This is a genomic window from Pseudomonas saudiphocaensis, assembly GCF_000756775.1.
GTDB classification, from domain to species: domain Bacteria; phylum Pseudomonadota; class Gammaproteobacteria; order Pseudomonadales; family Pseudomonadaceae; genus Stutzerimonas; species Stutzerimonas saudiphocaensis.
In genome coordinates this window covers 1,753,434-1,776,228 of sequence record NZ_CCSF01000001.1, presented here as the reverse complement: position 1 = coordinate 1,776,228, position 22,795 = coordinate 1,753,434, and the positions used below count along the sequence as shown (strand labels likewise).

The window sequence follows — 22,795 nt, the reverse complement described above, 5'->3', positions numbered from 1 at the left end:
TTGTAGGAGCCAGCTTGCTGGCGAAGCTTTGCTTTTAGCGATGCTGGAGCCAGACCGCGTCCCAGAACGGATAGCTGCCAATCTGCTTCACCAGCCCGGCCCGCAATGGATTGGCGACGACATATCGTGCGGCGGCGCGAAGGTCTTTCTCATGTCGAATCGCGTGGTCGTGATATCCCTTCTGCCAAAGAGGACCATGGGTTCCGGCGATTTTGTTCACGGCAATGGCACTGCGTGATTTCAATTGCTGCATCGGCTGGCGCAGCGAACCGGCTTTCAACAACACGAGCCAGTGCATGTGATCGGGCATGATTACCCAAGCCAAGGTATCGACCATGCCGGCCTGCCCTGCGAGATGAATTTCTCGAGCCAATGTGGAAGCCGCCAGCCAATGCCCGAAAATGGGTTCACGGTTAAGCGTGACGCTGGTTAGCAGGTAGGCCTGGTTGGGAAGGCTGATACGGCCTTTACGCAGGTCTCTTCCATGAAAACGCATTCCTTTGCGTCCTTCTGGTTGCTGGTTTTCCGATGCCGTGTTTCGCGAGCAAGCTCGCTCCTACCAGAAGAGCGGAGTTTGCTCGTCAGTTTCATCTCTGTCAGTGATGCTCGCGCGTCGCCCGGAATTTCACTTCCGGCCAGCGTTCTTCCATCAGGTTCAGGTTGACGCGGGTTGGTGCCAGGTAGGTCAGGTGGCCGCCGCCGTCGATGGCCAGATTCTCATAGGCCTTGTCGGTGAATTCCTTGAGTTTCTTCTCGTCGCTGCACTCGATCCAGCGGGCGGACCAGACGTTGATCGCCTCGTAGGCGCACTCCACCTTGTATTCCTCCTTGAGGCGGCTGGCGACCACGTCGAACTGCAGCACACCGACGGCGCCGAGGATGATGTCGTTGTTGCGCTCCGGGAAGAACACCTGGGTGGCGCCTTCCTCGGCCAGTTCCTGCAGGCCCTGGCGCAGTTGCTTGGATTTCAGCGGGTCCTTCAGGCGCACGCGGCGGAACAGTTCCGGGGCGAAGTGCGGGATGCCGGTGAAGCTCATGTTTTCGCCGGCGGTGAAGGTGTCGCCGATCTGGATGGTGCCGTGGTTGTGCAGGCCGATGATGTCGCCGCCGTAGGCTTCCTCCAAGCGCTCGCGGTCGCTGGAGAAGAAGGTCAGGGCGTCGCCGATCTTGATGTCCTTGCCGATGCGCACGTGGCGCATCTTCATGCCCTGCTCGTACTTGCCGGAGCACACTCGCATAAAGGCGATGCGGTCGCGGTGGCGCGGATCCATGTTCGCCTGGATCTTGAACACGAAGCCGCTGAAGGCTGCCTCTGTGGGTTGAACCTCGCGCTCCTGGGTCATGCGCGGCAGCGGTGCCGGCGCCCAGTCGACGAAGGCGTCCAGCACGTGGCTGACGCCGAAGTTGCCCAGTGCCGTACCGAAGAACACCGGTGTCATCTTGCCCTGCAGATAGGCCTGCAGATCGAACTCGTGGCAGGCGCCCTGGACCAGTTCCAGCTCTTCCACGAAGCGCTCGTACATATCCCCGAGTAGGGCGCGCGCCTCGTCACTGTCCAGGCCCTGGATGATCTTGTCCTCGGTACGCTCGTGGCCGTGGCCGGGGGTATAGACGTGGATGCAGTCGTTGGCCAGGTGGTAGACGCCCTTGAAGTCCCGATAGCAGCCGATCGGCCAGGTGATGGGCGCGGCCTTGATGCTCAGCACTTCTTCGATTTCGTCGAGCAGTTCGATGGGGTCGCGGATGTCGCGGTCCATCTTGTTGACGAAGCTGATGATGGGTGTGTCGCGCAGGCGGCAGACGTTCATCAGGGCGATGGTACGTGGCTCAACGCCCTTACCGCCGTCGATCATCATCAGCGCGCTGTCCACCGCGGTGAGGGTGCGGTAGGTATCTTCCGAGAAATCCTCGTGGCCGGGGGTATCGAGCAGGTTGATCATGTGCTCGCGGTAGGGGAACTGCATCACCGAGGTGGTGATGGAGATGCCGCGCTGCTGCTCCATGGCCATCCAGTCGGAGGTGGCGTGGCGATCGGATTTGCGCGACTTCACCGTGCCGGCGACCTCGATTGCCTTGCCCATCAGCAGCAGGCGTTCGGTGATGGTGGTCTTACCCGCATCGGGGTGAGAGATGATCGCGAACGTACGACGCTTAGCGACTTCGGCGGCCTGGGTGGTCATGAAAGGCAAAACCTGCTTTTGGCAAAACGGAAAAGTCGCCGATTATACGCGAGTCGTATTTGCTGGTCGCGAACTGCGGGGCTGAAGCTCGGGCCAATCGCCTGAACGGCGCGAAAGGAGTTGCATGCTTCATCAGATGTGAGAGCAAACCTGCTCGCGGGTTGCTTTTGCGGTACACCGGAGTTCGCTAAAAGCTCGCGATTAGATTCGCTCCTACGAAAAAGGCCCCGTCGATCACCACATGGGATGTCCATATGGTGATCCGACAGGATTATGCGGGGCCGTCAGAAGTTGAAGGTCACCCCAGCCAGTACCGAGCGCGGCGCGCCGGGGCGGATGCCTTCCTGGATGTCGGCGATATACAGCTTGTCGGTCAGGTTGCGCCCCTGAACCCACAGAGTGGTATCCAGGCGGGTCGGCAGCTTGTAGCTGGCGCGGGCGGACAGCAGGGTATGGCTGGGCACGCGGCCGGCATCCTCTTCATTGCCTTCAGCGGTGATCGGGCGGGTGTTTTCGATATCGGTATAGAAGGCACCGAAGTGGCTGACGGTGGCGCTCAGGTGCCAGCCGGCAGTGTGCTCCATGCCAAGGGTCAGGCTGCCGCTGAAACGCGGGACTTCCGGCACGTCGTTGCCCTTGAGCGGGCCGTTGCTGAACTTGGCATTGGTGTAGTTCAGCGCGGCTTCAGCGAAGAGGTTCAGCGGCGAGTCGTACCAGGCCCAGGAGTCCACGCGGGCACCCAGGTCCAGGCCGTAGACACGGGAGTCGGCGGCGTTGACGAAGCGGGCATCACCAAAACTGTCCACTTCGGCGCGGATCAGCGTGTCTTCGATGCGGTTGTAGAACAGCGCCATATCCAGACCAACGCCCTTGATGGCACTGCTACGCAGGCCGATCTGGCTGTTGATGCCGGTCTCCGGGGTCAGCGGAAATTCGTCGCTGCGCGCCGAGGCCGGGGCGTAGCCGCGGTGAATGCCGGCATAAATTTCGCTGTTGTCGAAGCCGCTGTAGACAACACTAAGACCCGGCAGTAACAGGGTGTTGCTGTCCTTTTTGGTGGTGCCTTCGTCATCGTCGCTGGGGCGGAAGTTGGTCTTGTTGTACTGGTTGAAAGTCTCGAAGCGCAGACCGGGGGTGATGGCCCAGTCGCCCCAGCTAATAGTGTTCTGGGCGAAGGCAGAAATAGCCTCGGCATCGTAGGTCATCAAGCGACCATCGCGGGTGTAGCCGTTCTCCCCGTCGCGGGCATAGACCTCGCCACGGTTGCCTTCATCCAGCTTTTCGCCAGGGCGACCAACCGGGCGACGGTCGGCGAAGCGATGTTTCTCGTAGCGGATACCGGTTTGGATACGGTGATCGAGGCCGGAAGCGGAGAGGCCACCGATATTCAGGCGGCTGTCCACGCCCAAGGTGTGATAACGGCGATCTCTGCCTTCCATCACGCCACCATCTGCGGGTGATTCTTCGTCTGTCTGGAAGCGCGGGCGATCCAGTTCGGTGGAAAAGACCTTCGACGACAGGCTCACGTCATCGGTGATCTGGAAGTTGTGGGTCAGATCGAGCTTGTAGTAGTCCACCGAAATATTGTTGTACTCGCGACCTTCGTCCAGGCGCTTTTTGCCTCGCGGGTCTTCACGGTACTGCTGCAGCGAGAGGTTGCTTTCGTCGTAGCCCTGGGAGCGTTCGCGGAAATAGGTAGCCGAGGCGGCGAGCTGGTGGCTGTCGTTGAGCTGCCACTCGATGCCGCCGTAGAAATCGTCGAACTCGTGTTCCTCGACATCGAAGGTGCCGTCGCCTTCGCGGCCCGTATAGGAAAACACCATGCCCACGCTGCCTTCGGTACGCCGGTGCATGATGTGCTGCAGACTGCTGTTCAGGTTGCCGCCGGCCAGCTCTACGCGGGTTTCCGGCTCGGCCGTGGGGCGCAGGTTGCGGAAGTTGATGATGCCGTGGTTGTTCAGTGGGCCGTGGACGATCTGACCGGCGCCCTTGAGCACCTCAACCTGCTCCAGACGCTGCATGGGTGGCGTGTAGTGGGCGCCGGAGTCCAGATAGGCGCTGTTGTTGATCGGCGTGCCGTCTTCGAGCAGCAGCACCTTGCGCGAGCGCCTGGGCGGTGCGCCGCGTACGCCTATTCCTGAGCGCAGGCCGAGTACGTCGTCATCGATGGTGCGTACACCGGGCACGAAGTCCAGAGCGTCGTGCAGGCTGTAGGGCTTGTAGGTGTCGACGGTTTCTCGGGTCAGCAGGCTGGCGGCGCCGGGCGTGCCGGTGATGTCTTCGGAGACCAGGCTGCGCACATCTAGGCTGGGCAGTTCCAGCGGCGTGGTGTCTTCCTGGGCCAGAGTCATTGCCGGCATGCACATCAGCACCGAGAGCTTGAGAAGCGACGGGATGGGGCGGGAGCTCATGATTGTTGTCCTTGTGGGCAGCTTTTTTCGCGGCCCATGTTCGGATTCGCCGGGCATGCCGGGAACTGACCGATGGCTCCATTGGTTTAATACTTTTGTTGGGCTTCGTTGGTGAACGCCGTTGGGAAAATTTCCCGAAAATGTTCGGGAAAAATTCCCGGATGGCGCACCGCTCGACTGAAAACATCGTTGCCTTCCCACTGTGATAAACAGCCGGAAATCGACGCTTGACCCCTGTGACACTTGGTCTTATGGTTCGCGCCCGAACGTCCATGCTGGCAACGATCCATCCGGCTCAAGTACTGACGACGAGAGGCTCTGCCATCAGATGATCTGAGCAGGGTTCTCGGCGATACAGCCTTGGGAAGTAGGCGAACCAAAGTGGGGAAACTGATCAGGCGTTCTAACTGGGCCGCGAGCCCATTCCCTTACTAGATTCCGTTGTCCAATTTGGAGTCCTGCATGTCGATCAAGATCGAAGACTACTTTCCTCGCCCCGTTTTCCAGAAGATGAAGGCCTTTGCCGACCAGCACGAAACCCCGTTCGTGGTGATCGACACCGAAACCATCGCCAAGGCCTATGACGAGCTGGTGACCAATTTCCCGTTCGCCAAGATCTACTACGCGGTGAAGGCCAACCCGGCCACCGAGATCACCGAGCTGCTGCGCGACAAGGGCTCGAACTTCGACATCGCCTCGATCTACGAGTTGGACAAGGTGCTGGCCACCGGCGTCAGCCCCGATCGCATCAGCTACGGCAATACCATCAAGAAGGCCCGCGACATCCGCTACTTCTACGAGAAGGGTGTGCGCATGTTCGCCACCGACTCGGAAGCGGACCTGCGCAACATCGCCAAGGCGGCGCCGGGCTCGAAAATCTACGTGCGTATCCTCACCGAGGGCTCCAACAGCGCCGACTGGCCGCTGTCGCGCAAGTTCGGCTGCAACCCGGACATGGCCCTGGATCTGCTGATCCTGGCCAAGCAGCTCAAACTGGTTCCTTACGGCCTGTCGTTCCACGTCGGCAGTCAGCAGCGCGATATCGATGTCTGGGACGCCGCCATCGCCAAGGTCAAGGTGATCTACGAGCGTCTCAAGGAAGAGGACGGCATCACCCTGCAGATGATCAACATGGGCGGCGGCTTTCCGGCCAACTACATCGCCAAAACCAACGACCTGCAGACCTACGCCGAGGAAATCACCCGCTTCCTCAAGGAAGACTTCGGTGAAGACCTGCCGGAGATCATCCTCGAGCCTGGCCGCTCGCTGATCGCCAACGCCGGGATCCTGGTCAGCGAAGTGGTGCTGATCGCGCGCAAATCGCGCACCGCCGTCGAGCGCTGGGTGTACACCGATGTGGGCAAGTTCAGCGGTCTGATCGAAACCATGGACGAATCCATCAAGTTCCCCATCTGGACCGAGAAGAAGGGCGAGATGGAGGAAGTGATCATCGCCGGGCCGACCTGCGACAGCGCCGACATCATGTACGAGAACTACAAGTACGGCCTGCCGCTGAACCTGGCCATCGGCGACCGCCTGTACTGGCTCTCCACCGGTGCCTACACCACCAGCTACAGCGCAGTGGAGTTCAACGGCTTCCCGCCACTGAAGGCGTTCTACATCTAGGTTCGTCGCGCGTTTCAACTCACGTTGATGCGCGCGCGGTAGCCATGCTTGGAAACAGACCTAGATCTGTTCCGGTTTGCTGTTCAAATGCCCTGGGCGTGATGCCCGGGGCATTTTCGTATGGGCACATGATTGGATGCTCGTCGTGCCTTGAGCACCAGCAGTCCTTTGAAAAAACAGTCGTTCAGAAAGCTGAGAAAAAATGACACAAAAAACCAATAAAGATTGAATGATATTGATTCTCGTTTATTATTCGGCGGTTTCTAAACGAGGATGATTCTCATGATCAAGGCGAAAAACAAGTTCAAGTACGCCCAGCGGCATCTTCTGGCAACGGCGGTGGGGCTGTCCGTCGCATCTTGGGCAGGAGCAGGGATAGCGCAGCCGGTGCAATCCGGAAGTGGTGATCAGGTCGAGCTGGACAGCGTCACCGTGACCGGTGAGAGAGAAGGCTACAAGGTGGATCAAGCTTCCTCGCCGAAATACACCGCACCGCTGCTCGATACTCCGCAAACTGTCACGGTGGTGCCTCAGGAGCTTATCCGGGAGCAGAACGCACTGAGCCTGCGGCAGGTGCTCTCCAATGTGTCAGGCATTACCTTCGCCGCAGGCGAGGGCGGCGGAGGTCTGGGAGACAGCATCAATATCCGCGGCTTCAGTGCCAACTCCAACATCCTCATTGACGGACTGCGCGACACCGCGCAATCGAGCCGTTCCGATGCGTTCAATCTTGAGTCGGTGGAAGTGGTCAAGGGGCCTAGCTCGGTCTATTCCGGGGCTGGTACCACTGGCGGCTCGATCAACCTGGTGAGCAAGACACCGCGTGCCTCGGCCTTTCGTAACGCCACGCTCGGCGTGGGCACCGATAGCTACAAGCGCCTGACCGCCGATATCAACCAGCCTCTCGAAGGGCTGGAGGGCGCGGTGTTCCGTCTGAACCTGATGGGCCATGAGAACGATATGGCCCAGCGTGATCACATCGATTTCGAGCGCTGGGGCATCGCACCGTCGCTAACCTTCGGCATGGGCACGCCGACGCGCCTCAACCTCAGCTACTTCCGCCAGTCGGACAAGGACATGCCTGACTACGGCCTGCCGGCACGCGACGGACGTGTGCTGTCAGGTGTCGACCGAGATGGCTTCTTCGGCTTTCGCGATATCGACACCGAGGAAACCGATGTCGAGTCGTTCACCATCCGCCTGGATCACGACTTCAGCGATAGCATCAGCATCAGCAACCTCACCCGCTATTCCGAAACCGAGCGGCTGACGATCATCTCCGCTGCGCATGTGAACACCGTCGGCGTGCCGACGGGCTCCTACCGCCCCGCCGGGCCGCAAGGCCACGGGCGTGACTACAGCACCGAGTTGCTGATCAACCAGACCAACCTGTCTTGGCGGTTCAACACCGGCGGCATTGCCCATACGCTTGTCACTGGTGTCGAAGTATCTCGTGAAGACTACAGCCGCGACACCTTCAGCAGTGGCCTACCCAGTGGAACCGCCTGGCCGGTCTATGACCTTGGCAATCCTCCGGGGTACTGGGGCGGGCCAGTTGCAAAGGTGTCGGGGCAGCGGGTCAGCACCGAGCTCGATAGCAACGCACTTTACCTGTTTGATACGCTGGAGCTGAGTGAGCACTGGCAGGTAAACGCAGGCCTGCGCTACGAGCGCTTCGAGGGCAGCGGCCGGACGCAGAACCTGACCGCTGGCACCAGCGAGCGGCTGGAGTCCTCGGACGATATGGTCAGCGGTCGCCTCGGCCTGGTCTACAAGCCGGTCGAGAACGGGGCCATTTATCTGGCCTGGGGCAATTCATACAACCCCTCTGCGGAGAACCTCGCATCTACCGGCTCGGGGCTGTCCGCCGACACCCAGGACCTGGATCCGGAAGAGAACGAGACCTGGGAGCTGGGTACCAAGTGGGAGTTGCTCGATCGCCGCCTGGCCCTGAATGCTGCGGTATTCCGAGTGACCAAGACCAACGGGCGGATCGACGGAGATGTGATCAGCGATCCTGTCGTGCTCGATGGCAAGCAGCGCGTAGAAGGCATTGAGCTCGGCGTTTCCGGCAAGCTCACCGACCGCTGGGATGTATTCGCCAACTACACCGTCTTGAGCAGCGAGATCCTCAAGGCTGCCGATGCGAATGTCGCTCAGGAAGGGCAAGCGCTGGCCAATACCCCGCCGCGCTCGTTCAGTCTGTGGACAACCTACGATCTGCCCATGGGCTTCGAGATCGGCTACGGCGCGCAGTATGTCAGCGAGCGCAACGTCGCCGTCAGCAGCAGCGCCAAGGTGCCAGAGTACTGGGTGCACAGTGCGATGCTGGGTTACGACGTCAGCGATAACCTGAACCTGCAGCTCAACGTGCGCAACCTGTTCGACAAGGAGTATTACGACCGGGTCCGTAGCAACATCGGCTCGGACGCTCGCTCTTCAGCGCTGGTGCCCGGCGAAGGCCGAACCGCTATCCTGACGGCAAACCTGTCGTTCTGACGGCTCATACGATTGCGGTGCTTCTAGGCGCCGCGATCCTTTCGGAGTGTGATTTCGATGATGCTTCATGTTCCCCAGGTGCTCGACGCCGAGCAGGTGGGCCAATGCCGGCGCTTGCTGCAGCAGGCAAAATGGGTCGACGGCAAGGTGACGGCTGGCTTCCAGTCGGCGATGGCCAAGAACAACCTGCAGCTACCCGAGGATGCGCCCGAGGCGCGGCAGATTGGCGAGCTGATCCTGCAGGCGCTGTCCCGGCATTCGCTGTTCGTCTCGGCGGCCTTACCGAACAAGATCTTTCCGCCCCTGTTCAATTGCTATCAGGGCGGGCAATCCTTCGGCGTGCATATCGACAACGCCATCCGCCAGGTAAGGGCGACCGGCGACTTTGTGCGTACCGATCTCTCGGCCACGCTGTTCTTCTGCGAGCCGCATGAATACGACGGCGGCGAGTTGGTTGTAGAGGACACCTACGGCACCCATAGCGTCAAGTTGCCAGCCGGCGATCTGATTCTCTACCCGGCCTCCAGCCTGCATCGGGTCAACCCGGTAACACGGGGCGCGCGGGTCAGTTCCTTCTTCTGGATTCAGAGCCTGGTGCGCGAGGATTCCCAGCGTGCCTTGCTGTTCGATCTGGATACCAGCATCCAGCAGCTGAATCAGGAGCTGGGCGCTGATCACGCCAGCAGCATTCGCCTTACCGGCGTATATCACAACCTGCTGCGGCAGTGGGCTCAGTAGAGATCCCGGCGATAGCGGCCGGCTTCACGCAGCCGCTCCACTTCGGCTTCGCCCAGCAGGCCGTGGAGCAGGGCGTCCACTTCGCGGCCCATGCCCTGCAAACTGCCGCAAACCAGCAGGCTCGCGCCGCGGCCCAGCCAGCCGCGCAGGTCATCGGCGGCCTCGCGTAGCAGGTGCTGGACATACACCGGCTCGGCCTGATCGCGGGAGAAGGCCAGATCCAGCCGCGCGAGGTGTCCGCTGTGTTGCCAGCGCTGAAGCTCCTCGCGCAGCAGAAAGTCATGGGCGGCATTGCGTTCGCCAAACAGTAGCCAATGTCCATGCTGGCCGAGCCGTTCGCGTTCACGCAGGTGCGCGCGCAGGCCGGCCAGACCGCTGCCGTTGCCGATCAGGATCAGCGGGCCGCTTTCGTGCGGCAGTCGGAAGCCGGGGTTGGCGCGGATTCGCAGATCGATGCAGGCCGCGCTTGCTGCATGCGCGCAGAGCCAGCCGGAGCCGATGCCGAGGCGGCCGTCGGCGTGCTGTTGCAGGCGCACCAGCAGCTCCAGGTGGCCATCCTCCGGCAGTGAGGCGATGGAGTAGTCGCGGTGCGCCAGGCGTGGCAGCTGCTCCAATAGTTGCTGTGGAAGCAGCCCGTGCAGGCTGTGCGGATCTTCCGGCAGCTGTCGGCAACTCAGTTCGTCCGCCAGGGTGCGGCCCTCGGCAAGCAGGGTAGCGCCGTCCAGTTGCACTGCGCTGAGCAGGGCTTCGACTTGTGCGGGGCTTTGCCGCGGGCCGATCTCGGCGATATCACCGGCTTGCCATTGGATGCCATCCGCTGGTGGTAGCAGTTGCAGGTGATACAGGGGCGCACCCTGGCTGCCGGGGTTCAGGTGCTTGCGTGTGGCCAGTGTCCACGGTTGATAGTCGGCTGGCAGCCAGTCGCTGAACTCGGTATTTCCGGCCAGTTGGCCAAGCTGCTGTTGCCAGCGACGCAGTACTGCCGGGTCAAGTGCATCGGCTTCGAGGCGATCGAATAGCGCGCTGGCACCGCGTGCGCGAAGCGTGTGGTCAAGACGCTGGGCGAAGGCGCAGAAGGTTGAATACTGGCGATCACCCAGCCCGAGCAGCGCGTACTCCATGCCATGCAGGTCCAGCCCTGGCTGCTCCAGACGGAGGGCAAAGCGTGCGACATGCTCGGGCGCCTCGCCGTCGCCATAGGTGCTGGCCACCAGCAGCAGGCGCGGCGGTGGCTGCTTTAGATCAAGCGCTTCCAGCGGCAACGCGTGAGCTGGCAGGCCCGCCTGGGCAAGTTGCGCGGCGCTGCGCTCGGCAATGCCACGGGCCTGGCCACCCTGGCTGGCATAGGCGACCGGCAGGCTGTTTGTGCTGGCGACCGGCAGACGCCCGCTTCGCCAGTTGCGCCAGCTGTAAAAACACAGGGCCAACCAGGCAAGCAGAACCAGGAGGGCGGAAACCAGGCGGGGCGGCTCGAGCCAGAACAGGAGAATGGCCAGAACCAGGCCGGCGAGCAGAGGGAGCGACTTCAAGGGGGCGAATCCCGCGCTGGTGTCAGAAGTGCGAGGGGCCGGCAAGCCGGCCCCTACCGGGTGCAATTGATGCGAAGCGCTTGGCCTCAGGGGGCTTGAACTTCAAGGGTTGCGCTGTACACGGCGCGGCGCTCGGTGGCCGGCTTGGCAACGCCTTCGCTGGTGCTCAACTCGGCTTCCAGCCAGTACATGCCTGGTGTCGGCCAGGTGATGGCGACCTTGCCCTCAGCGTCGGTCTTGACGGTGAAGTCGCCGGTCTCGTCGCGGTAGCGGTTGCCACCGGGCACCACGCTGATCTCCACGTTCTGGGCCGGCTTGCCGTCGAGCAGGAAGGTGAACTCTGCTGCCTCGCCGGCGAACAGGTCATTGGGGTGGGTGACCGGCACCAGTTCCAGACCCTGGTTGGTGGGGGCCAAAACCTTGTCGCTGGGGTTGCCGGCAGTGACGAAGGTTTCCATGCGGTTGTTGCTCTGGATGATGCGCAGCTCACTGGCATTGGCCGGGATGGCCTGTTTCAGATCCTCGGCCTTGCCCATCCAGCGACGGCGCTCTTCGCCTTCCTTCCAGGTGGCCATCAGGCCGCTGCTGGCGACCGCCAGCTTGTAGGTTCCCTTCTGGGTCAGATGCACGTCGAAGGTGCTGCGATAACGGCCGACGGCGCCGTTCTGAGCTTCCACCTCGTTGCCATCCGGCGCGAGGATGACCAGCTTGTTGGCCGGGCGGCGCATCGGTGCCGGCGCCGGCTTGTCGCCTTGAGCCGCCTGCGGGCCGCGGGGCATTTCCAGGGGTTTGCCGATGCCTTCGAGCTGCAGCGGGAAATGCTCAAAATAGAACAGGTCGTTGGATACGGCGGCATCCACGGTGATCCAGGGCTCTTCACCGGACAGCACGGTGGAGGAGGGCAGCATCCAGGCGCGGTGGGCCTGGGCGGACAATGGCAGGGTGACGGCGAGGGCCAGGGCGGTCCATTTCAGCATGCGGTTCATGTGCGGCTTCCTTGATCAGGGTTTGATGGTGAGGGTGACGGCACCCAGTTCGGTGGCACCCTGGGCGCTGGCTGCCGAGGCCTGTGGCCAGGTAAAGGGCACGCGCAGCAGTTCGCGACCGCCGACTTCACGCACGGCTTCGACCACCAGGTTGTAGTCGCCATCCTCCAGAGCCTTGAGCGGTGCGTCGCTGCCTTTGTAGATCAGCTGGTGAGTACCGACGGCGCGAGTGGCTGCCGAAACGCCATCAACCGGCATCTCAAGGCTGCGGCCGCTGCGGCGCCACCATTGGCGCAGATCCTTGAGCCACTTCTCCCCTTCCTTGTCCTTGAGCTTCAGGTCGTACCAGACCGTCAGGTCCGCGACATGGCTCTGGTCCGGCTTTTCCAGCCAGATCGCCACGTACGGGCGGTGGTATTCGGCAACCTGTAGCCGCGGGATTTCCACATCGATCTGCATATCAGCGGCCATCAACGGTGCGCTGAGCAAGGCAAGAGGTAACAGCAAGCGTTTACGCATGACACATCCTCAATGAATGAACAGCAGCGCCAGCAATACGGGGATGACCAGACCAGCCCCGACCAATGGCCAGGTTGTTGGGCGACCACCCGCATGACGGTGCAGCAGCAACAGCCCGGTAAGGCTGAAAACCACGCAGGCTGCGGCAAAGATGTCGATAAACCAGCTCCAGGCCGTGCCGGTGTTACGGCCCTTGTGCAGGTCGTTCAGATAGGAAATCCAGCCACGGTCGGTGGATTCGTATTCCAGTTCGCCGGTTTCCAGCACCAGGCTTAACCAGGCGTCACCACCCGGGCGCGGCAGGCCGATATACAGCTCGCCATCGCTCCATTCCGCTTCGCGGCCCGCCAGATTGATGCTTAGCTCGTTTTCCAGCCAGGCTTGCAGCTCGTCTGGCAGCCCCTTGACCGGTTGGTCTTCCATAAACCGCTGCTGCAGAGACTCCGGCAGCGTGGCGGTGCGCTCGACCACCTTAGGCCTGGCCTCGATCTGCGCCGCATGATTAAGCGTGATCCCGGTAATGGCGAACAACAGCATGCCCACCAGGCACAGCGCAGAGCTGATCCAGTGCCATTGGCGCAGGGTGCCGAGCCAGAGTTGCATGCAGGTCCTTGGTGTACGGGAAGGTGGCTGGATTCTAAGAGGCTTTTGGGCTGGATGCTAAAGATTTACAAACAGCATACGTTCGCGTTTTCGTTGTCGTGGTGCAGTTGTGGCAAGGCCGGAGTTGGGCTCCGGCCTTGCCTGTGCACAGCTCTACTAGAAGGTCAGGTTGGCTGAGAGCCAGAGGCGACGGCCTTCTTGTACGATGCCAGTGGTGGACTGCCCGAAGTTGGCGTAATCAGTGCCATATCCGATACCGTTGACGGCGCCATTCGAGTAGGTGTCGTACGGTTTGCCCTTGTTGAACTCCTTATCCAGCAGGTTGTAGATGGCTGCATTCAGAGTCAGGTTCTCAGTGGCCCTGAGCGAGCCCCCCAAATGCAGCAAGGTATAGGCGTCGGTGTTGCGTCCCAAAGTGTCCCAGATCGACTGGTTGGTAGTCTTGTTCCCACCGTCGTACATATTGTCGTACTTGGATGTGAAACGCGCTCGCTCGCCACGGTATTCCGCCTTCAGCCACAGGTTCAGCGAGTTGGTGGTTTGCCAGTCCAGTTTGGCATTAGCGAGGTGCATCGGAGTGTTGGTCAGCGGTGCACCTTTATCTTCACCGCTCCGTTGCTCGCTATCGGTGTAGGTATAGTTGCCACTCAGGGTCCAGGCCGGAGCAAAAGTCCAGCTTGCTGCCAGCTCTAGGCCTTGAGTAACGGCTTTGCCAAGGTTGACGGTCTGGCTGCAAGTATCTTGCGGATTGCCACCGGAGGCTGGATTGCCTACGCAGAGTGGGTCGTATACGTAGCCTGCACTATCAATCTTGTCTTTGAACTTGGTGTGAAACAGCGTTGCGTTGGCATTGAAGCCCGCCAGGTTATCGTAGTACACGCCGAACTCGGTGTTGGTACTGGTCTCTGGCTTCAGGTCAGGGTTACCGATGGATACGGTGCTGCCTTGGCCGCCTACGCCATTGATGCCGCTGTGCAGCTCATTCAGGTCAGGTGTTCTATAGCCACGGCTGACACCGCCCTTTAGGGTCCAATTGTCAGTGGTATTCCATACTAAGTAGGCGCGCGGACTGAAGTGGCCGCCAAAGGCCTCATGGTCGTCATATCGAGCGCCTAGAGTCAGCGCCAAGTTGTCGAGAATGCGCCATTCGTTCTCTGCAAAAACCGCTCGGGTGGTCTGTTCGAAGTCTTCACCGGCCAGGCTGTCCGTCATTTCGGCCTTCCACCACTGCACCCCGACAGTGGCTATGTTTGAGTCACCAATGGGGGCGGTCAGCTTGCTGTCGAATACCAGGTTGGTGGTTTCGAGTTCGCGGTCATCCCCAGAGATGATGGATGGATAACCTACATAAGGCGTGCCGATTGGCTTGAACTGTGGATTAGGGTTGCCACGCCGATCCAGAGGGGCTCCACCCGGAATCGTACGACCGATGGTCTCAGTGGTGTTATGCATCAAGCTGCTTTCTAGAGTGCCGAAGCTGAAGCGGCCGGTGTGGGTCAATGCATATTGATCCCGTTCAAAACGCAGCTTGTCGGAGTAGCCATTAGCTTGAGTCGGCTCACTAACCGAGCAGCCGAGGTCTGCGGGACCATTACCCCAGCCGTCGAGAGTGCCAAGTTGGCAGTCGTCGTTTTCGTACGATTGACGGCCACGTTCAACGTCCAGCGAAATGTCGTGGTCATCGTTTGGAGTCAGGGTCAGGCGGCCGCCGATAGTGTGGTTCCCACCTTCTACAGGTGAGCCACCGCGGCGGCTCATTGGCACGCCTGGGGCAAATTCCAAGTTAGATTCGTCACGGTCGAACAGGCTGCCGCGTACCTGCAGGCCGAGTAGGCCGTCGACCAGCGGACCACTGGCGAACACGCTAGTAGAGCGAGTGTCACCGTAATCGCGATCTTCCTGGTAGGTATAGTCTTGGGTGAACGAGCCGGTCCACTCCTTGCCTACCTTACGGGTGATGATGTTAATCACACCGCCCATGGCGTCGGAACCATACAGGGTAGACATCGGGCCACGAATGACTTCGATACGCTCGATGGCCGACAACGGTGGCATAAAGCTGGTTGAGGTTTCACCGAAGCCATTAGGGGTAACGTTACCGGCAGCGTTCTGCCGGCGGCCGTCGATAAGAATCAGCGTGTACTTGCTTTCTAGCCCGCGGATGCTGATGTTTAGCCCGCCCGTCTTGCCGGTGCCCTGGCCGATATCAATCCCTTCCACGTCGCCCAGCGCCTGAGCCAGGTTGTTGTAGCGCTTCTGCTGCAAGTCTTCCTGGCTGATCACACTAATGCTTGCTGGAGCATCAGTAACCTTCTGCTCGAAGCCGGAAGCACTGACAACCATGGTGTCCAGATTTACCGGATCGTTATTGGCTAAGGCAGGCAGACTGCAGCCGATTAGAGCGACGGCCAATGCTGAGCGAGCGAACGGAGCGTACATGCGCGGATCCTGTGGTAGGTGAGAATCATTCCGGCGCGCATGATAGTTATTCGCGAATAGGAATTCCTTACAAAATAATTGCTGCGATGGCGTTTTGTCTGCGCCGTTGGGCTGTAATGCCCGAACTGCAAGGCTTTGGCTAAATGTAAAAAAATGTTTCTCGGCTGTTTGGGGTGATTCCAACTGCCTTGGCGAGAGGTAGAGGCGCGCTTGCAGTTGCTGCAAGCGCGAGGTCGAACGCTTCGCTCTGTGGTCCCCGTTGTGCCTTATGGCATCAGCACTTCAATAACGCCGTCGGCAGTGACACTGACCTGGCGGGTGCCGGCTTCGATCTCGGGTGTCCCCATGCTGTCCATGGCTTTCATCGCCATGCTGCGCATCACCGGCTGGTAGCCACCGCCGCTGCCGAGGTTGAGGTTGACGATGCGGTAATCGCTTCCGCCCAGTGCCTCAGTGGCCAGCTCTGCTCTGGCGCGAAAGGCGGTGATGGCGTCTTTGAGCAGGGTGTCTTCGTTCTGTTTGCGGATCGGGTCGGAGACGCTGAAATGCATGCCGCCCATCTTCAGGTTCTGCATCAGTTCGCCAGTAAGCTGGGAAAGCGCAGCAAAGTTTCCGCTCTCCAGGCGCAGCTCTGCGCGTTCGCGCCAGGCGGTAATTTGCTGGCCTTTCTCTTCATACACCGGGTAAGTGTTGCGACTGCCCTGGCTGACCAGCACGTCCTTGGATTGCCGCGCGCGTTGCAAGGCCTGGTTCATCACCTCAGTGGTTTGTGCGGCAAGCTTTGCTGGATCCTGATGCTGGGCTTCGCTGTAAAGGGTGACATGCATGCGGTCGTGAGCCACTTCGCTGGTGGCTTCGGCGCGCAGGGATATCTGGTTGTAGCGTGGCTCATCGGCAAGGGCCGGAATGCAGACCAGGCAAGCCAGCAGGGCGACGGGGCGGGTCAAAAAAGCGGACATGTGGGCTCCTGAATGGTTGTTATGCAGGCTGCAGCCTTGTGACTTTAATCCGTTGTGAATGGTTGCGCAGATTTTCTATGCGTCTCATTGCCGCAGAACGGGTGCCTTCAGAGGTGCTTGGTTATACTCGCGAATCGCTTGGAGACCCTATGTACGCATCCGTTCAGCTGCTATCGGCCAGCCGGCAAAACCTTCGTCTGCTCACCCTTATTCGTGTCCTCGTGCTCGGTGCCCAGGCCGGCGCGGTGGGGCTGGCCTATGCCACTCAACTTGTCGCATTGCCGTGGCTGCATCTGGGCGTGACGCTGGCCGTTTCCGGCCTGATCTGCCTGGCGACCGCCTTTCGGCTGCGTGGCCCCTGGCCGGTTACCGAGCAGGAATATGCCTTCCATCTGGCAACCGACCTGCTGATTCACAGCGCATTGCTGTATTACTCGGGCGGCTCGACCAATCCCTTCGTGTCTTACTACCTGGTGCCGTTGACGATCGCGGCGGCGACCTTGCCGTGGTTGTATTCGATCGTTCTTTCCGGCCTGGCGCTGGCTGGCTATACGCTGATGCTGGTGTGGTACGACCCGGTCATCGTGCCGCCGGTCGACCGCACCACGATGCTGGTCTACGGCATGTGGCTGAGTTTCGCTCTGGCCGCCGCGCTGATTACCTTTTTCGTGGCGCGCATGGCTGAGCAGTTGCGGCGTCAGGAGCAGCTCCAGGCTCAGCGCCGCGAGGAAAACATGCGCGACCAGCAGTTGCTGGCCGTGGCCACTCAGGCTGCGGGTGCCGCACACGAGCTGGGCACGCCGCTGGCGACCATGAGCGTGCTGCTCAAGGAGTTGCGCCAGGAGCATCGCGACCCGCACCTGGATGAGGATCTTGCGCTGCTGCAGTCCCAGGTCCAGCTCTGCAAGGACAGTCTGCGTCAGCTGGTGCGCGCCGCCGAGGCGGACCGCCGCCAGGCCATCGTCGAAATGAACGCACGCGAGTGGGTTGAGTCGGTGATGCAGCGCTGGCATCTGATGCGTCCGGAAGCGACGTTCCGCTTCCAGTGCCTGGGCAGGGGTACACCGCCAAGGCTTATGCCGCCGGCCGATCTCGGCCAGTCGTTGCTTAATCTGCTGAATAACGCCACCGATGCCAGCCCGGACGACCTCGAAATCCGCCTGGATTGGGACGCCCAATGGATCAAGCTGACCATTCGTGACCACGGTGCGGGTGTCCCACTGGCAATTGCCGAGCAGATCGGCCGGCCCTTTATCACCACCAAGGGCAAAGGCTTCGGTCTGGGACTATTTCTCAGTCAGGCGAGCGTGACACGTGCCGGCGGGACTGTGAAACTCTACAATCACGAAGATGGCGGCGCCCTGACCGAACTGAGGCTGCCGCATGGCTCGGTACGGGCCTGATCACTGACGTGACCCAATTGCGAGGAATGCATAGATGACCGAAGAGTTGCAGCACGACGGCGAAGATCAGCCTCATCTGCTGCTGGTGGATGATGATCCGACCTTTACTCGCGTTATGGCGCGCGCCATGACCCGCCGGGGGTTGCATGTCAGCATCGCCGGTTCGGCAGAGGAAGGGCTGGAGATGGCCCGCCAGGAGACGCCCGATTACGCGGTTCTGGATCTCAAGATGGAAGGCGACTCAGGGCTGGTGCTGCTGCCCAAGCTGCTTGAGCTGGACCCGGAGATGAAAGTGCTCATCCTGACCGGCTATTCGAGCATCGCCACGGCGGTCGAGGCCATCAAGCGCGGCGCCTGCAACTACCTGTGCAAGCCTGCCGATGCGGACGACGTGCTTGCCGCGCTGCTGTCCAAGCATGCGGATCTGGATACGCTGGTGCCGGAAAACCCGATGTCGGTTGACCGCCTGCAGTGGGAGCACATCCAGCGTGTGCTGGGCGAACACGACGGCAATATCTCGGCCACTGCCCGTGCGCTCGGCATGCACCGGCGTACCCTGCAGCGCAAATTGCAGAAGCGGCCTGTCAGACGCTAACCTTCCGAACCTGTAGCGAACGTGTGCGTTGATCGTGCCGGGCGAGAAATGAAGCCGTCGGCTTGAGTGTGTGCAGCCTCCTGTGGGAGCGGGCCATGCCCGCGAACAAGCGCTGCACCTCGCTACCGTCCCTTCTTGGACGTGGCCGTTCTCAAGAAAGCGCTCGGTGCTTAGGTCGGGTTGCCGACGAGTCGCGATAAGCATAAAGGCGATACTCCCGCGCCTGGCTTCCAGTTGTAGTTCGGGTCGCGCGTCCATGACCCGGGGAGCGCCCTCCAGCCCATTGTCCGAGCCTATCCATGTCTTCCCTTGTTGTTCAGACACTCGGCGTCACCGCTCCGGTATTCGCGATGCTGTTTCTCGGCGTCGTGCTCAGGCGTATCGGCTGGATCGACAGCGCTTTTATCGCCAGCGCCTCGTCGCTGGTGTTCAGGGGCTGCATGCCGACGCTGCTGTTCCTTTCGATCCTCAAGGCGGATCTGAGCGCGGCGTTGCAGCCGGCGCTGCTTGGCTATTTCGTCCTGGCCACTGTCGCCAGTTTCCTTTTTGCCTGGGGCTGGGCCATATGGCGCTGTCCGCGAGCTGATCGTGGCGTCTATGTGCAGGGTGCCTTTCGCGGCAACAACGGCATTGTCGGCCTGGCCCTGGCCAGTAGCTTGTACGGCGACTATGGGCTATCGCTGGGCAGCGTGCTCGCCGGTTTGGTGATCATCATTTACAACATTCTCTCGGTGGTGGTGCTGGCCATCTACAGCCCCGGCGGCAACGCCAGCCTGCGCTCGGTCTTGTTGGGAATTGTGCGCAACCCGCTGATCATCGGCGTCGCGGTGGCGATTCCCTTCGCCTGGTGGCAACTGCAGTTGCCGGAGTGGCTGCTGACCTCGGCAGGCTACTTTGCCCAGTTGACCTTGCCGCTGGCGCTGATTTGTATCGGCGGAACCCTGTCGCTGAGCGCCCTGCGCGAAAGCAGTGGTACGGCTATCAGCTCCAGCTTGATGAAGATGGTCTGGCTGCCACTGTTTGCCACTCTGGGCGCCTGGCTGCTGGGTTTTCGTGGTGCGGAGCTGGGCATTCTCTTCCTTTATTTCGCCAGCCCCACAGCAGCTGCGAGCTTCGTCATGGCGCGTGCGGTCAATTCCAACTATCAGCTGGCCGCGACCATTATCGTGGTCACTACGCTGTCTGCGGCGGTGACCATCAACGCAGGCCTGTTGGCGCTGAGTTGGCTGGGGTGGATATAGCGACGGATTTGACAGCACGACCCGGCTGCCGCCGTCGCCCAATGTGAGCGGTATCGGCTCGAGCGCTTAAGAATCTTCAGGCGATGGTCGTATTCGGTTATCAGGCCTCAGAAAAAAAATCGGGTTTCCTTCAAATTGCCCAACTCGATCAACGGCTGCCCGGAGAGGCTGCCGTTTTATGTTTCAGAGAGTCGTTCATGGCGTTTTTCACATCTTCAAGCCGATCACTGACGCGCGACGACATTCGTGTGGTGAATCTGCGCAAGTTTGCCGTACCGGGTTTTGCTCTGCTGCTGGCATTGAGTCTGGGCAGTTTTGCCGGGGGCGTCTGGGTTGGCAGCGACAGGCGCGCCCTGCCCGAGGTTACGGATCAGTACGAGCCCGCCCTGGTCGATGAGGACCGATTCGTCATTGCCCGCGTTGGCAAGGTGGTGGGCCGGCTGAAATCGATGGAGTCCGATCTGCTCGCATTGCAGCGCATGATGGATGAGCAGCGCGTGCTGCACGGGCAGTTGTCGGCACTGGATCCGGCACTGGTGCCCTTGCTGTTACCTGAGCGCACGACGATCCCGGCAAAAGCGCAGGGTGGCGTACTGTTTCCGCCACAAGGTTGTTCAGGCGAGTTGCGGATGGGTGCAGGCGGTTTGACGCTCGCCGATCTGCAGCGCAGCGAAAAGTCGCTGCGCTGCATGCGGGAGATGTTGGACAAGCTGATGCAACGTGTGGCCGAGCGAAATGCCGCGCTGATGGCAATACCCTCTCGCCGGCCGGTGGGCGAGGCGCGGCTGGGGTCGGCCTATGGCAATCGCATCGACCCGTTCCGCAAGAAGTTGGCGTTCCATTCAGGCGTCGATTTCGCATTGCCCAGCGGCTCCGAAGTCGTCGCCGCTGCCGGTGGCCGGGTACGCTTTGCCGGATACCGCGGTGCGTACGGAAATCTGGTGGAAATCGATCATGGCAATCGTCTGGTCACACGCTATGCGCATCTGTCCCGGCTGAATGTGCAAGCTGGGGATGTGGTCACGCCTGCGCAGCGTATCGGTGCGGTGGGTTCCACTGGGCGTTCGACAGGCCCGCACCTGCATTTTGAAGTGCTGCACGATGGGCAGTTCGTCGACCCGCAACGCTTCCTGGCGTTAGGCGATCTGGAGCGAGACAGCGATGACCTGGCTGCCGACTAAACGCCTCTCCAGCAAAGATCTGGTTCGTGCCGAGCATCGTTTGCAGACCGCCAGGCGCCCGTGCGCAGAGCGTTGGGTGATCCTTGTTCTGCTTTGCGCGATAGGCGCGCTGCTCTTTCTGCGCAACCACGAGCAGACCGCCCATGCGCAGCGGATCGAGGCATTGAGTCAGGAGAGCGTGAACCTGCAGACGGCGCTGGAGCTGAGCCGGCTACAGTGCCAGGAGCACCAGGCCACCGAAGAGCAGCTGCTCAAACGCATCGCTGCGCTGTCAGCTCAGGCGGAACGGTTGCAGACCGACCTGGCCTTCTTCCGTCAGCAGAAGAAAACCCGTTAACCGTTTGTGGAGTAGGTGATGTTCAGCAAGAAAAAGCCGGTGTCGCGTGTCGCCATTGATCAGTTTTCCAGTTTGATTTCAGGAAATCTGTCGCTCGTCGGGGACGTGACGTTCGAGGAAGGGCTGAAGATCAGTGGCGAGGTACAGGGCAACGTCAGCCACAAGCCGGGCACCCATAGCCTTCTGGCGCTCAGTGCCGAGGGGCGGATCGAGGGGAATGTCAGCAGTTACGATGCGCTGATAGACGGCACCATCGTCGGTGATCTGGTGGTGGAGCATCTGCTCGAGCTGCATTCCAATGCCCGTGTGCAGGGCAACATCCGCTACCGTCAATTGAGCATGGAAAATGGCGCGGTGGTCGATGGTTCGCTCAATCGCATGGGCGACGATGAGGAGGTTGCACAGGTATTCGAGTTGCCGCGTCCGCAGGCCCGCGAAGGCTGAGGGCCTAGGTCCGGTGCTGCTTCTTCCAGGCCCGGGCGGCGATAATGAACAAGGTGATTGCGGTCAGTGGCAGGGCGTAACCGAGCATCACATCGCCGAAGGTGTCGGTGAACGGGCGGTTAGCGCTGCTCATTACCAGATAGGCGGTATACGCCACGTAGTAGGCAAGGAACAGCAGGCCCTCCCAGCGGTTGATGGTGTAACCGGCGAAGAAGATTGGCAGGCAGGCGATCGCCACTGCGATCATTACCGGGAAGTCGAAGGCCAGCGCATTGGGCGACACGGCAATAGCCTGCGGCGAGACGAGAGAGGCGAGCCCAAGTACGCAAAGCAGGTTGAAAATATTGCTGCCAACGATATTGCCTACGGCGATATCCCGCTCGCCTCGGAAGGCAGCCATGATTGAGGTAGCCAGCTCAGGCAAGGATGTGCCGATCGCGATCACGGTTAAACCAATGACCAGCTCCGACAGCCCGAGTGCGCGCGCCAGCGACACGGCCCCCTCGACCAGGAAGTTGGAACCGACCACCAGAAGCACCAATCCGCCCAGCACCAGGCATGCGTTGATCAGCCCGGCATGCGGCTTGGCTGGCGTATCCAGGCCGAACTCCTTGGCGAATTCGTCATTGGTATCAGTGGCTGTGTCGCGACGACTGCTAATGATCAGAAACAACGTATAGACCACCACGGCACTGAACAACAATGCACCATCGAGGCGGCTGAGCTCTCCATCCCAGGCTAGCGCGAAGGTGACAAGGCTCGCGCCTATCATGATCGGCACATCCAGGCGGATCAGTTGGCGCGATACTACCAGCGGCGTGACCAGCGCAGTCAGGCCGAGAATAAGCAGTACGTTGGCAATATTGCTGCCCACCACGTTACCAATCGCGATGTCACCGCTCCCGTTGACTGCTGCCTGCACACTAACCGCCGTCTCCGGCGCGCTGGTGCCGAAGGCGACGACCGTCAGGCCGATGATCAGTGGCGAAATACCGAACTGAGCCGCCAGTTTGGCGGCGCCGCGTACCAGTACCTCTGCGCCGGCAACGAGCAATACCAGGCCTGCAATCAGGTAAACGAAGGTCATCATGGTCAAGGGTGCAAC

19 protein-coding genes are annotated in these 22,795 nt (G+C 60.8%); 9 read left to right on the top strand and 10 right to left on the bottom strand.

Annotated elements, in window-relative coordinates; genetic code table 11:
- Positions 1–34: 34 nt before the first annotated feature.
- The 3 genes from BN1079_RS08250 to BN1079_RS08240 all read right to left on the bottom strand — a co-directional run bounded on the left by BN1079_RS08250 (position 35) and on the right by BN1079_RS08240 (position 4,591).
- Entirely contained in the window at positions 35–496 is a 462-nt protein-coding gene (locus tag BN1079_RS08250; RefSeq protein WP_037023592.1) for an REP-associated tyrosine transposase, read from the bottom strand.
- Between the two features lie 100 nt (positions 497–596).
- A complete protein-coding gene (locus BN1079_RS08245) occupies positions 597–2,180 on the bottom strand; it encodes a peptide chain release factor 3 (protein ID WP_037023591.1) in 1,584 nt (527 codons plus the stop codon).
- A 284-nt stretch (positions 2,181–2,464) separates the two neighbouring features.
- Entirely contained in the window at positions 2,465–4,591 is a 2,127-nt protein-coding gene (locus BN1079_RS08240; protein WP_037023590.1) for a TonB-dependent receptor family protein, read from the bottom strand.
- A gap of 462 nt (positions 4,592–5,053) precedes the next feature.
- Between BN1079_RS08240 and BN1079_RS08235 the strand changes: the two genes are divergently transcribed.
- The 3 genes from BN1079_RS08235 (at position 5,054) to BN1079_RS08225 (ending at position 9,454) form a co-directional block, all read left to right on the top strand.
- The gene (locus tag BN1079_RS08235; protein ID WP_037023589.1) at positions 5,054–6,217 is read left to right on the top strand and encodes a type III PLP-dependent enzyme; all 1,164 of its coding nucleotides are present in this window, start codon (positions 5,054–5,056) and stop codon (positions 6,215–6,217) included.
- 282 nt (positions 6,218–6,499) lie between these two features.
- On the top strand, positions 6,500–8,716 hold the full coding sequence (locus tag BN1079_RS08230) for a TonB-dependent receptor (protein WP_037023588.1): 2,217 nt from the start codon (positions 6,500–6,502) through the stop codon (positions 8,714–8,716).
- Positions 8,717–8,773: 57 nt separating this feature from the next.
- Positions 8,774–9,454: a Fe2+-dependent dioxygenase gene (locus BN1079_RS08225; RefSeq protein WP_037023586.1), complete on the top strand. Its 681-nt coding sequence runs from the start codon at positions 8,774–8,776 to the stop codon at positions 9,452–9,454.
- Here BN1079_RS08225 and BN1079_RS08220 read toward each other — a convergent pair.
- The 6 genes from BN1079_RS08220 to BN1079_RS08195 all read right to left on the bottom strand — a co-directional run bounded on the left by BN1079_RS08220 (position 9,448) and on the right by BN1079_RS08195 (position 16,489).
- The gene (locus BN1079_RS08220) at positions 9,448–10,983 is read right to left on the bottom strand and encodes a sulfite reductase subunit alpha (RefSeq protein ID WP_037023585.1); all 1,536 of its coding nucleotides are present in this window, start codon (positions 10,981–10,983) and stop codon (positions 9,448–9,450) included. The genes BN1079_RS08225 and BN1079_RS08220 overlap by 7 nt on opposite strands.
- Before the next feature lie 86 nt (positions 10,984–11,069).
- Positions 11,070–11,969, bottom strand: a complete 900-nt coding sequence (locus BN1079_RS08215; RefSeq protein ID WP_037023584.1) for a DUF4198 domain-containing protein — start codon at positions 11,967–11,969, stop codon at positions 11,070–11,072.
- A 15-nt stretch (positions 11,970–11,984) separates the two neighbouring features.
- Entirely contained in the window at positions 11,985–12,488 is a 504-nt protein-coding gene (locus BN1079_RS08210) for a DUF2271 domain-containing protein (protein ID WP_037023583.1), read from the bottom strand.
- Between the two features lie 9 nt (positions 12,489–12,497).
- A complete protein-coding gene (locus BN1079_RS08205) occupies positions 12,498–13,091 on the bottom strand; it encodes a PepSY-associated TM helix domain-containing protein (RefSeq protein ID WP_037023581.1) in 594 nt (197 codons plus the stop codon).
- Between the two features lie 156 nt (positions 13,092–13,247).
- Positions 13,248–15,530 carry a TonB-dependent receptor domain-containing protein gene (locus BN1079_RS08200; protein WP_037023580.1) on the bottom strand — a complete coding sequence of 761 codons (2,283 nt, stop codon included), beginning with the start codon at positions 15,528–15,530 and terminating at the stop codon, positions 13,248–13,250.
- A 266-nt stretch (positions 15,531–15,796) separates the two neighbouring features.
- Positions 15,797–16,489, bottom strand: coding sequence for an SIMPL domain-containing protein (locus BN1079_RS08195; RefSeq protein WP_037023578.1), 693 nt, complete (start codon positions 16,487–16,489; stop codon positions 15,797–15,799).
- A 149-nt stretch (positions 16,490–16,638) separates the two neighbouring features.
- On the opposite strand from BN1079_RS08195, the gene BN1079_RS08190 reads away from it, so the two are divergent.
- The 6 genes from BN1079_RS08190 to BN1079_RS08165 all read left to right on the top strand — a co-directional run bounded on the left by BN1079_RS08190 (position 16,639) and on the right by BN1079_RS08165 (position 21,690).
- Positions 16,639–17,892, top strand: coding sequence for an ATP-binding protein (locus BN1079_RS08190; protein ID WP_037023576.1), 1,254 nt, complete (start codon positions 16,639–16,641; stop codon positions 17,890–17,892).
- Between the two features lie 34 nt (positions 17,893–17,926).
- A complete protein-coding gene (locus BN1079_RS08185) occupies positions 17,927–18,487 on the top strand; it encodes a response regulator transcription factor (protein WP_037023575.1) in 561 nt (186 codons plus the stop codon).
- A gap of 299 nt (positions 18,488–18,786) precedes the next feature.
- Complete coding sequence (locus tag BN1079_RS08180; RefSeq protein ID WP_037023573.1) at positions 18,787–19,728, top strand: AEC family transporter; 942 nt, start codon at positions 18,787–18,789, stop codon at positions 19,726–19,728.
- A gap of 197 nt (positions 19,729–19,925) precedes the next feature.
- Positions 19,926–20,909: a M23 family metallopeptidase gene (locus BN1079_RS08175; protein WP_037023571.1), complete on the top strand. Its 984-nt coding sequence runs from the start codon at positions 19,926–19,928 to the stop codon at positions 20,907–20,909.
- Positions 20,890–21,246 (top strand): hypothetical protein, encoded by a 357-nt coding sequence (locus BN1079_RS08170; protein WP_037023569.1) that lies wholly within the window; start codon positions 20,890–20,892, stop codon positions 21,244–21,246. The genes BN1079_RS08175 and BN1079_RS08170 overlap by 20 nt, the downstream gene beginning before the upstream one ends.
- A gap of 18 nt (positions 21,247–21,264) precedes the next feature.
- Positions 21,265–21,690 carry a bactofilin family protein gene (locus tag BN1079_RS08165; RefSeq protein ID WP_037023567.1) on the top strand — a complete coding sequence of 142 codons (426 nt, stop codon included), beginning with the start codon at positions 21,265–21,267 and terminating at the stop codon, positions 21,688–21,690.
- Between the two features lie 4 nt (positions 21,691–21,694).
- Here BN1079_RS08165 and BN1079_RS08160 read toward each other — a convergent pair whose 3' ends face one another.
- The gene (locus BN1079_RS08160) at positions 21,695–22,786 is read right to left on the bottom strand and encodes a calcium/sodium antiporter (protein ID WP_037023565.1); all 1,092 of its coding nucleotides are present in this window, start codon (positions 22,784–22,786) and stop codon (positions 21,695–21,697) included.
- Positions 22,787–22,795 lie beyond the last annotated feature (9 nt).

What these genes read in the sequence shown, in the direction of transcription:
- BN1079_RS08175 (WP_037023571.1), top strand. Translation starts at nt 19,926, where the DNA reads ATGGCGTTTTTCACATCTTCAAGCCGATCACTGACGCGCGACGACATT.
- BN1079_RS08205 (WP_037023581.1), bottom strand. Translation starts at nt 13,091, where the DNA reads ATGCAACTCTGGCTCGGCACCCTGCGCCAATGGCACTGGATCAGCTCT.
- BN1079_RS08250 (WP_037023592.1), bottom strand. Translation starts at nt 496, where the DNA reads ATGCGTTTTCATGGAAGAGACCTGCGTAAAGGCCGTATCAGCCTTCCC.
- BN1079_RS08165 (WP_037023567.1), top strand. Translation starts at nt 21,265, where the DNA reads ATGTTCAGCAAGAAAAAGCCGGTGTCGCGTGTCGCCATTGATCAGTTT.
- BN1079_RS08190 (WP_037023576.1), top strand. Translation starts at nt 16,639, where the DNA reads ATGTACGCATCCGTTCAGCTGCTATCGGCCAGCCGGCAAAACCTTCGT.
- BN1079_RS08215 (WP_037023584.1), bottom strand. Translation starts at nt 11,969, where the DNA reads ATGAACCGCATGCTGAAATGGACCGCCCTGGCCCTCGCCGTCACCCTG.
- BN1079_RS08210 (WP_037023583.1), bottom strand. Translation starts at nt 12,488, where the DNA reads ATGCGTAAACGCTTGCTGTTACCTCTTGCCTTGCTCAGCGCACCGTTG.
- BN1079_RS08185 (WP_037023575.1), top strand. Translation starts at nt 17,927, where the DNA reads ATGACCGAAGAGTTGCAGCACGACGGCGAAGATCAGCCTCATCTGCTG.
- BN1079_RS08195 (WP_037023578.1), bottom strand. Translation starts at nt 16,489, where the DNA reads ATGTCCGCTTTTTTGACCCGCCCCGTCGCCCTGCTGGCTTGCCTGGTC.
- BN1079_RS08170 (WP_037023569.1), top strand. Translation starts at nt 20,890, where the DNA reads ATGACCTGGCTGCCGACTAAACGCCTCTCCAGCAAAGATCTGGTTCGT.
- BN1079_RS08240 (WP_037023590.1), bottom strand. Translation starts at nt 4,591, where the DNA reads ATGAGCTCCCGCCCCATCCCGTCGCTTCTCAAGCTCTCGGTGCTGATG.
- BN1079_RS08230 (WP_037023588.1), top strand. Translation starts at nt 6,500, where the DNA reads ATGATCAAGGCGAAAAACAAGTTCAAGTACGCCCAGCGGCATCTTCTG.
- BN1079_RS08235 (WP_037023589.1), top strand. Translation starts at nt 5,054, where the DNA reads ATGTCGATCAAGATCGAAGACTACTTTCCTCGCCCCGTTTTCCAGAAG.
- BN1079_RS08200 (WP_037023580.1), bottom strand. Translation starts at nt 15,530, where the DNA reads ATGTACGCTCCGTTCGCTCGCTCAGCATTGGCCGTCGCTCTAATCGGC.
- BN1079_RS08180 (WP_037023573.1), top strand. Translation starts at nt 18,787, where the DNA reads ATGTCTTCCCTTGTTGTTCAGACACTCGGCGTCACCGCTCCGGTATTC.
- BN1079_RS08225 (WP_037023586.1), top strand. Translation starts at nt 8,774, where the DNA reads ATGATGCTTCATGTTCCCCAGGTGCTCGACGCCGAGCAGGTGGGCCAA.
- BN1079_RS08245 (WP_037023591.1), bottom strand. Translation starts at nt 2,180, where the DNA reads ATGACCACCCAGGCCGCCGAAGTCGCTAAGCGTCGTACGTTCGCGATC.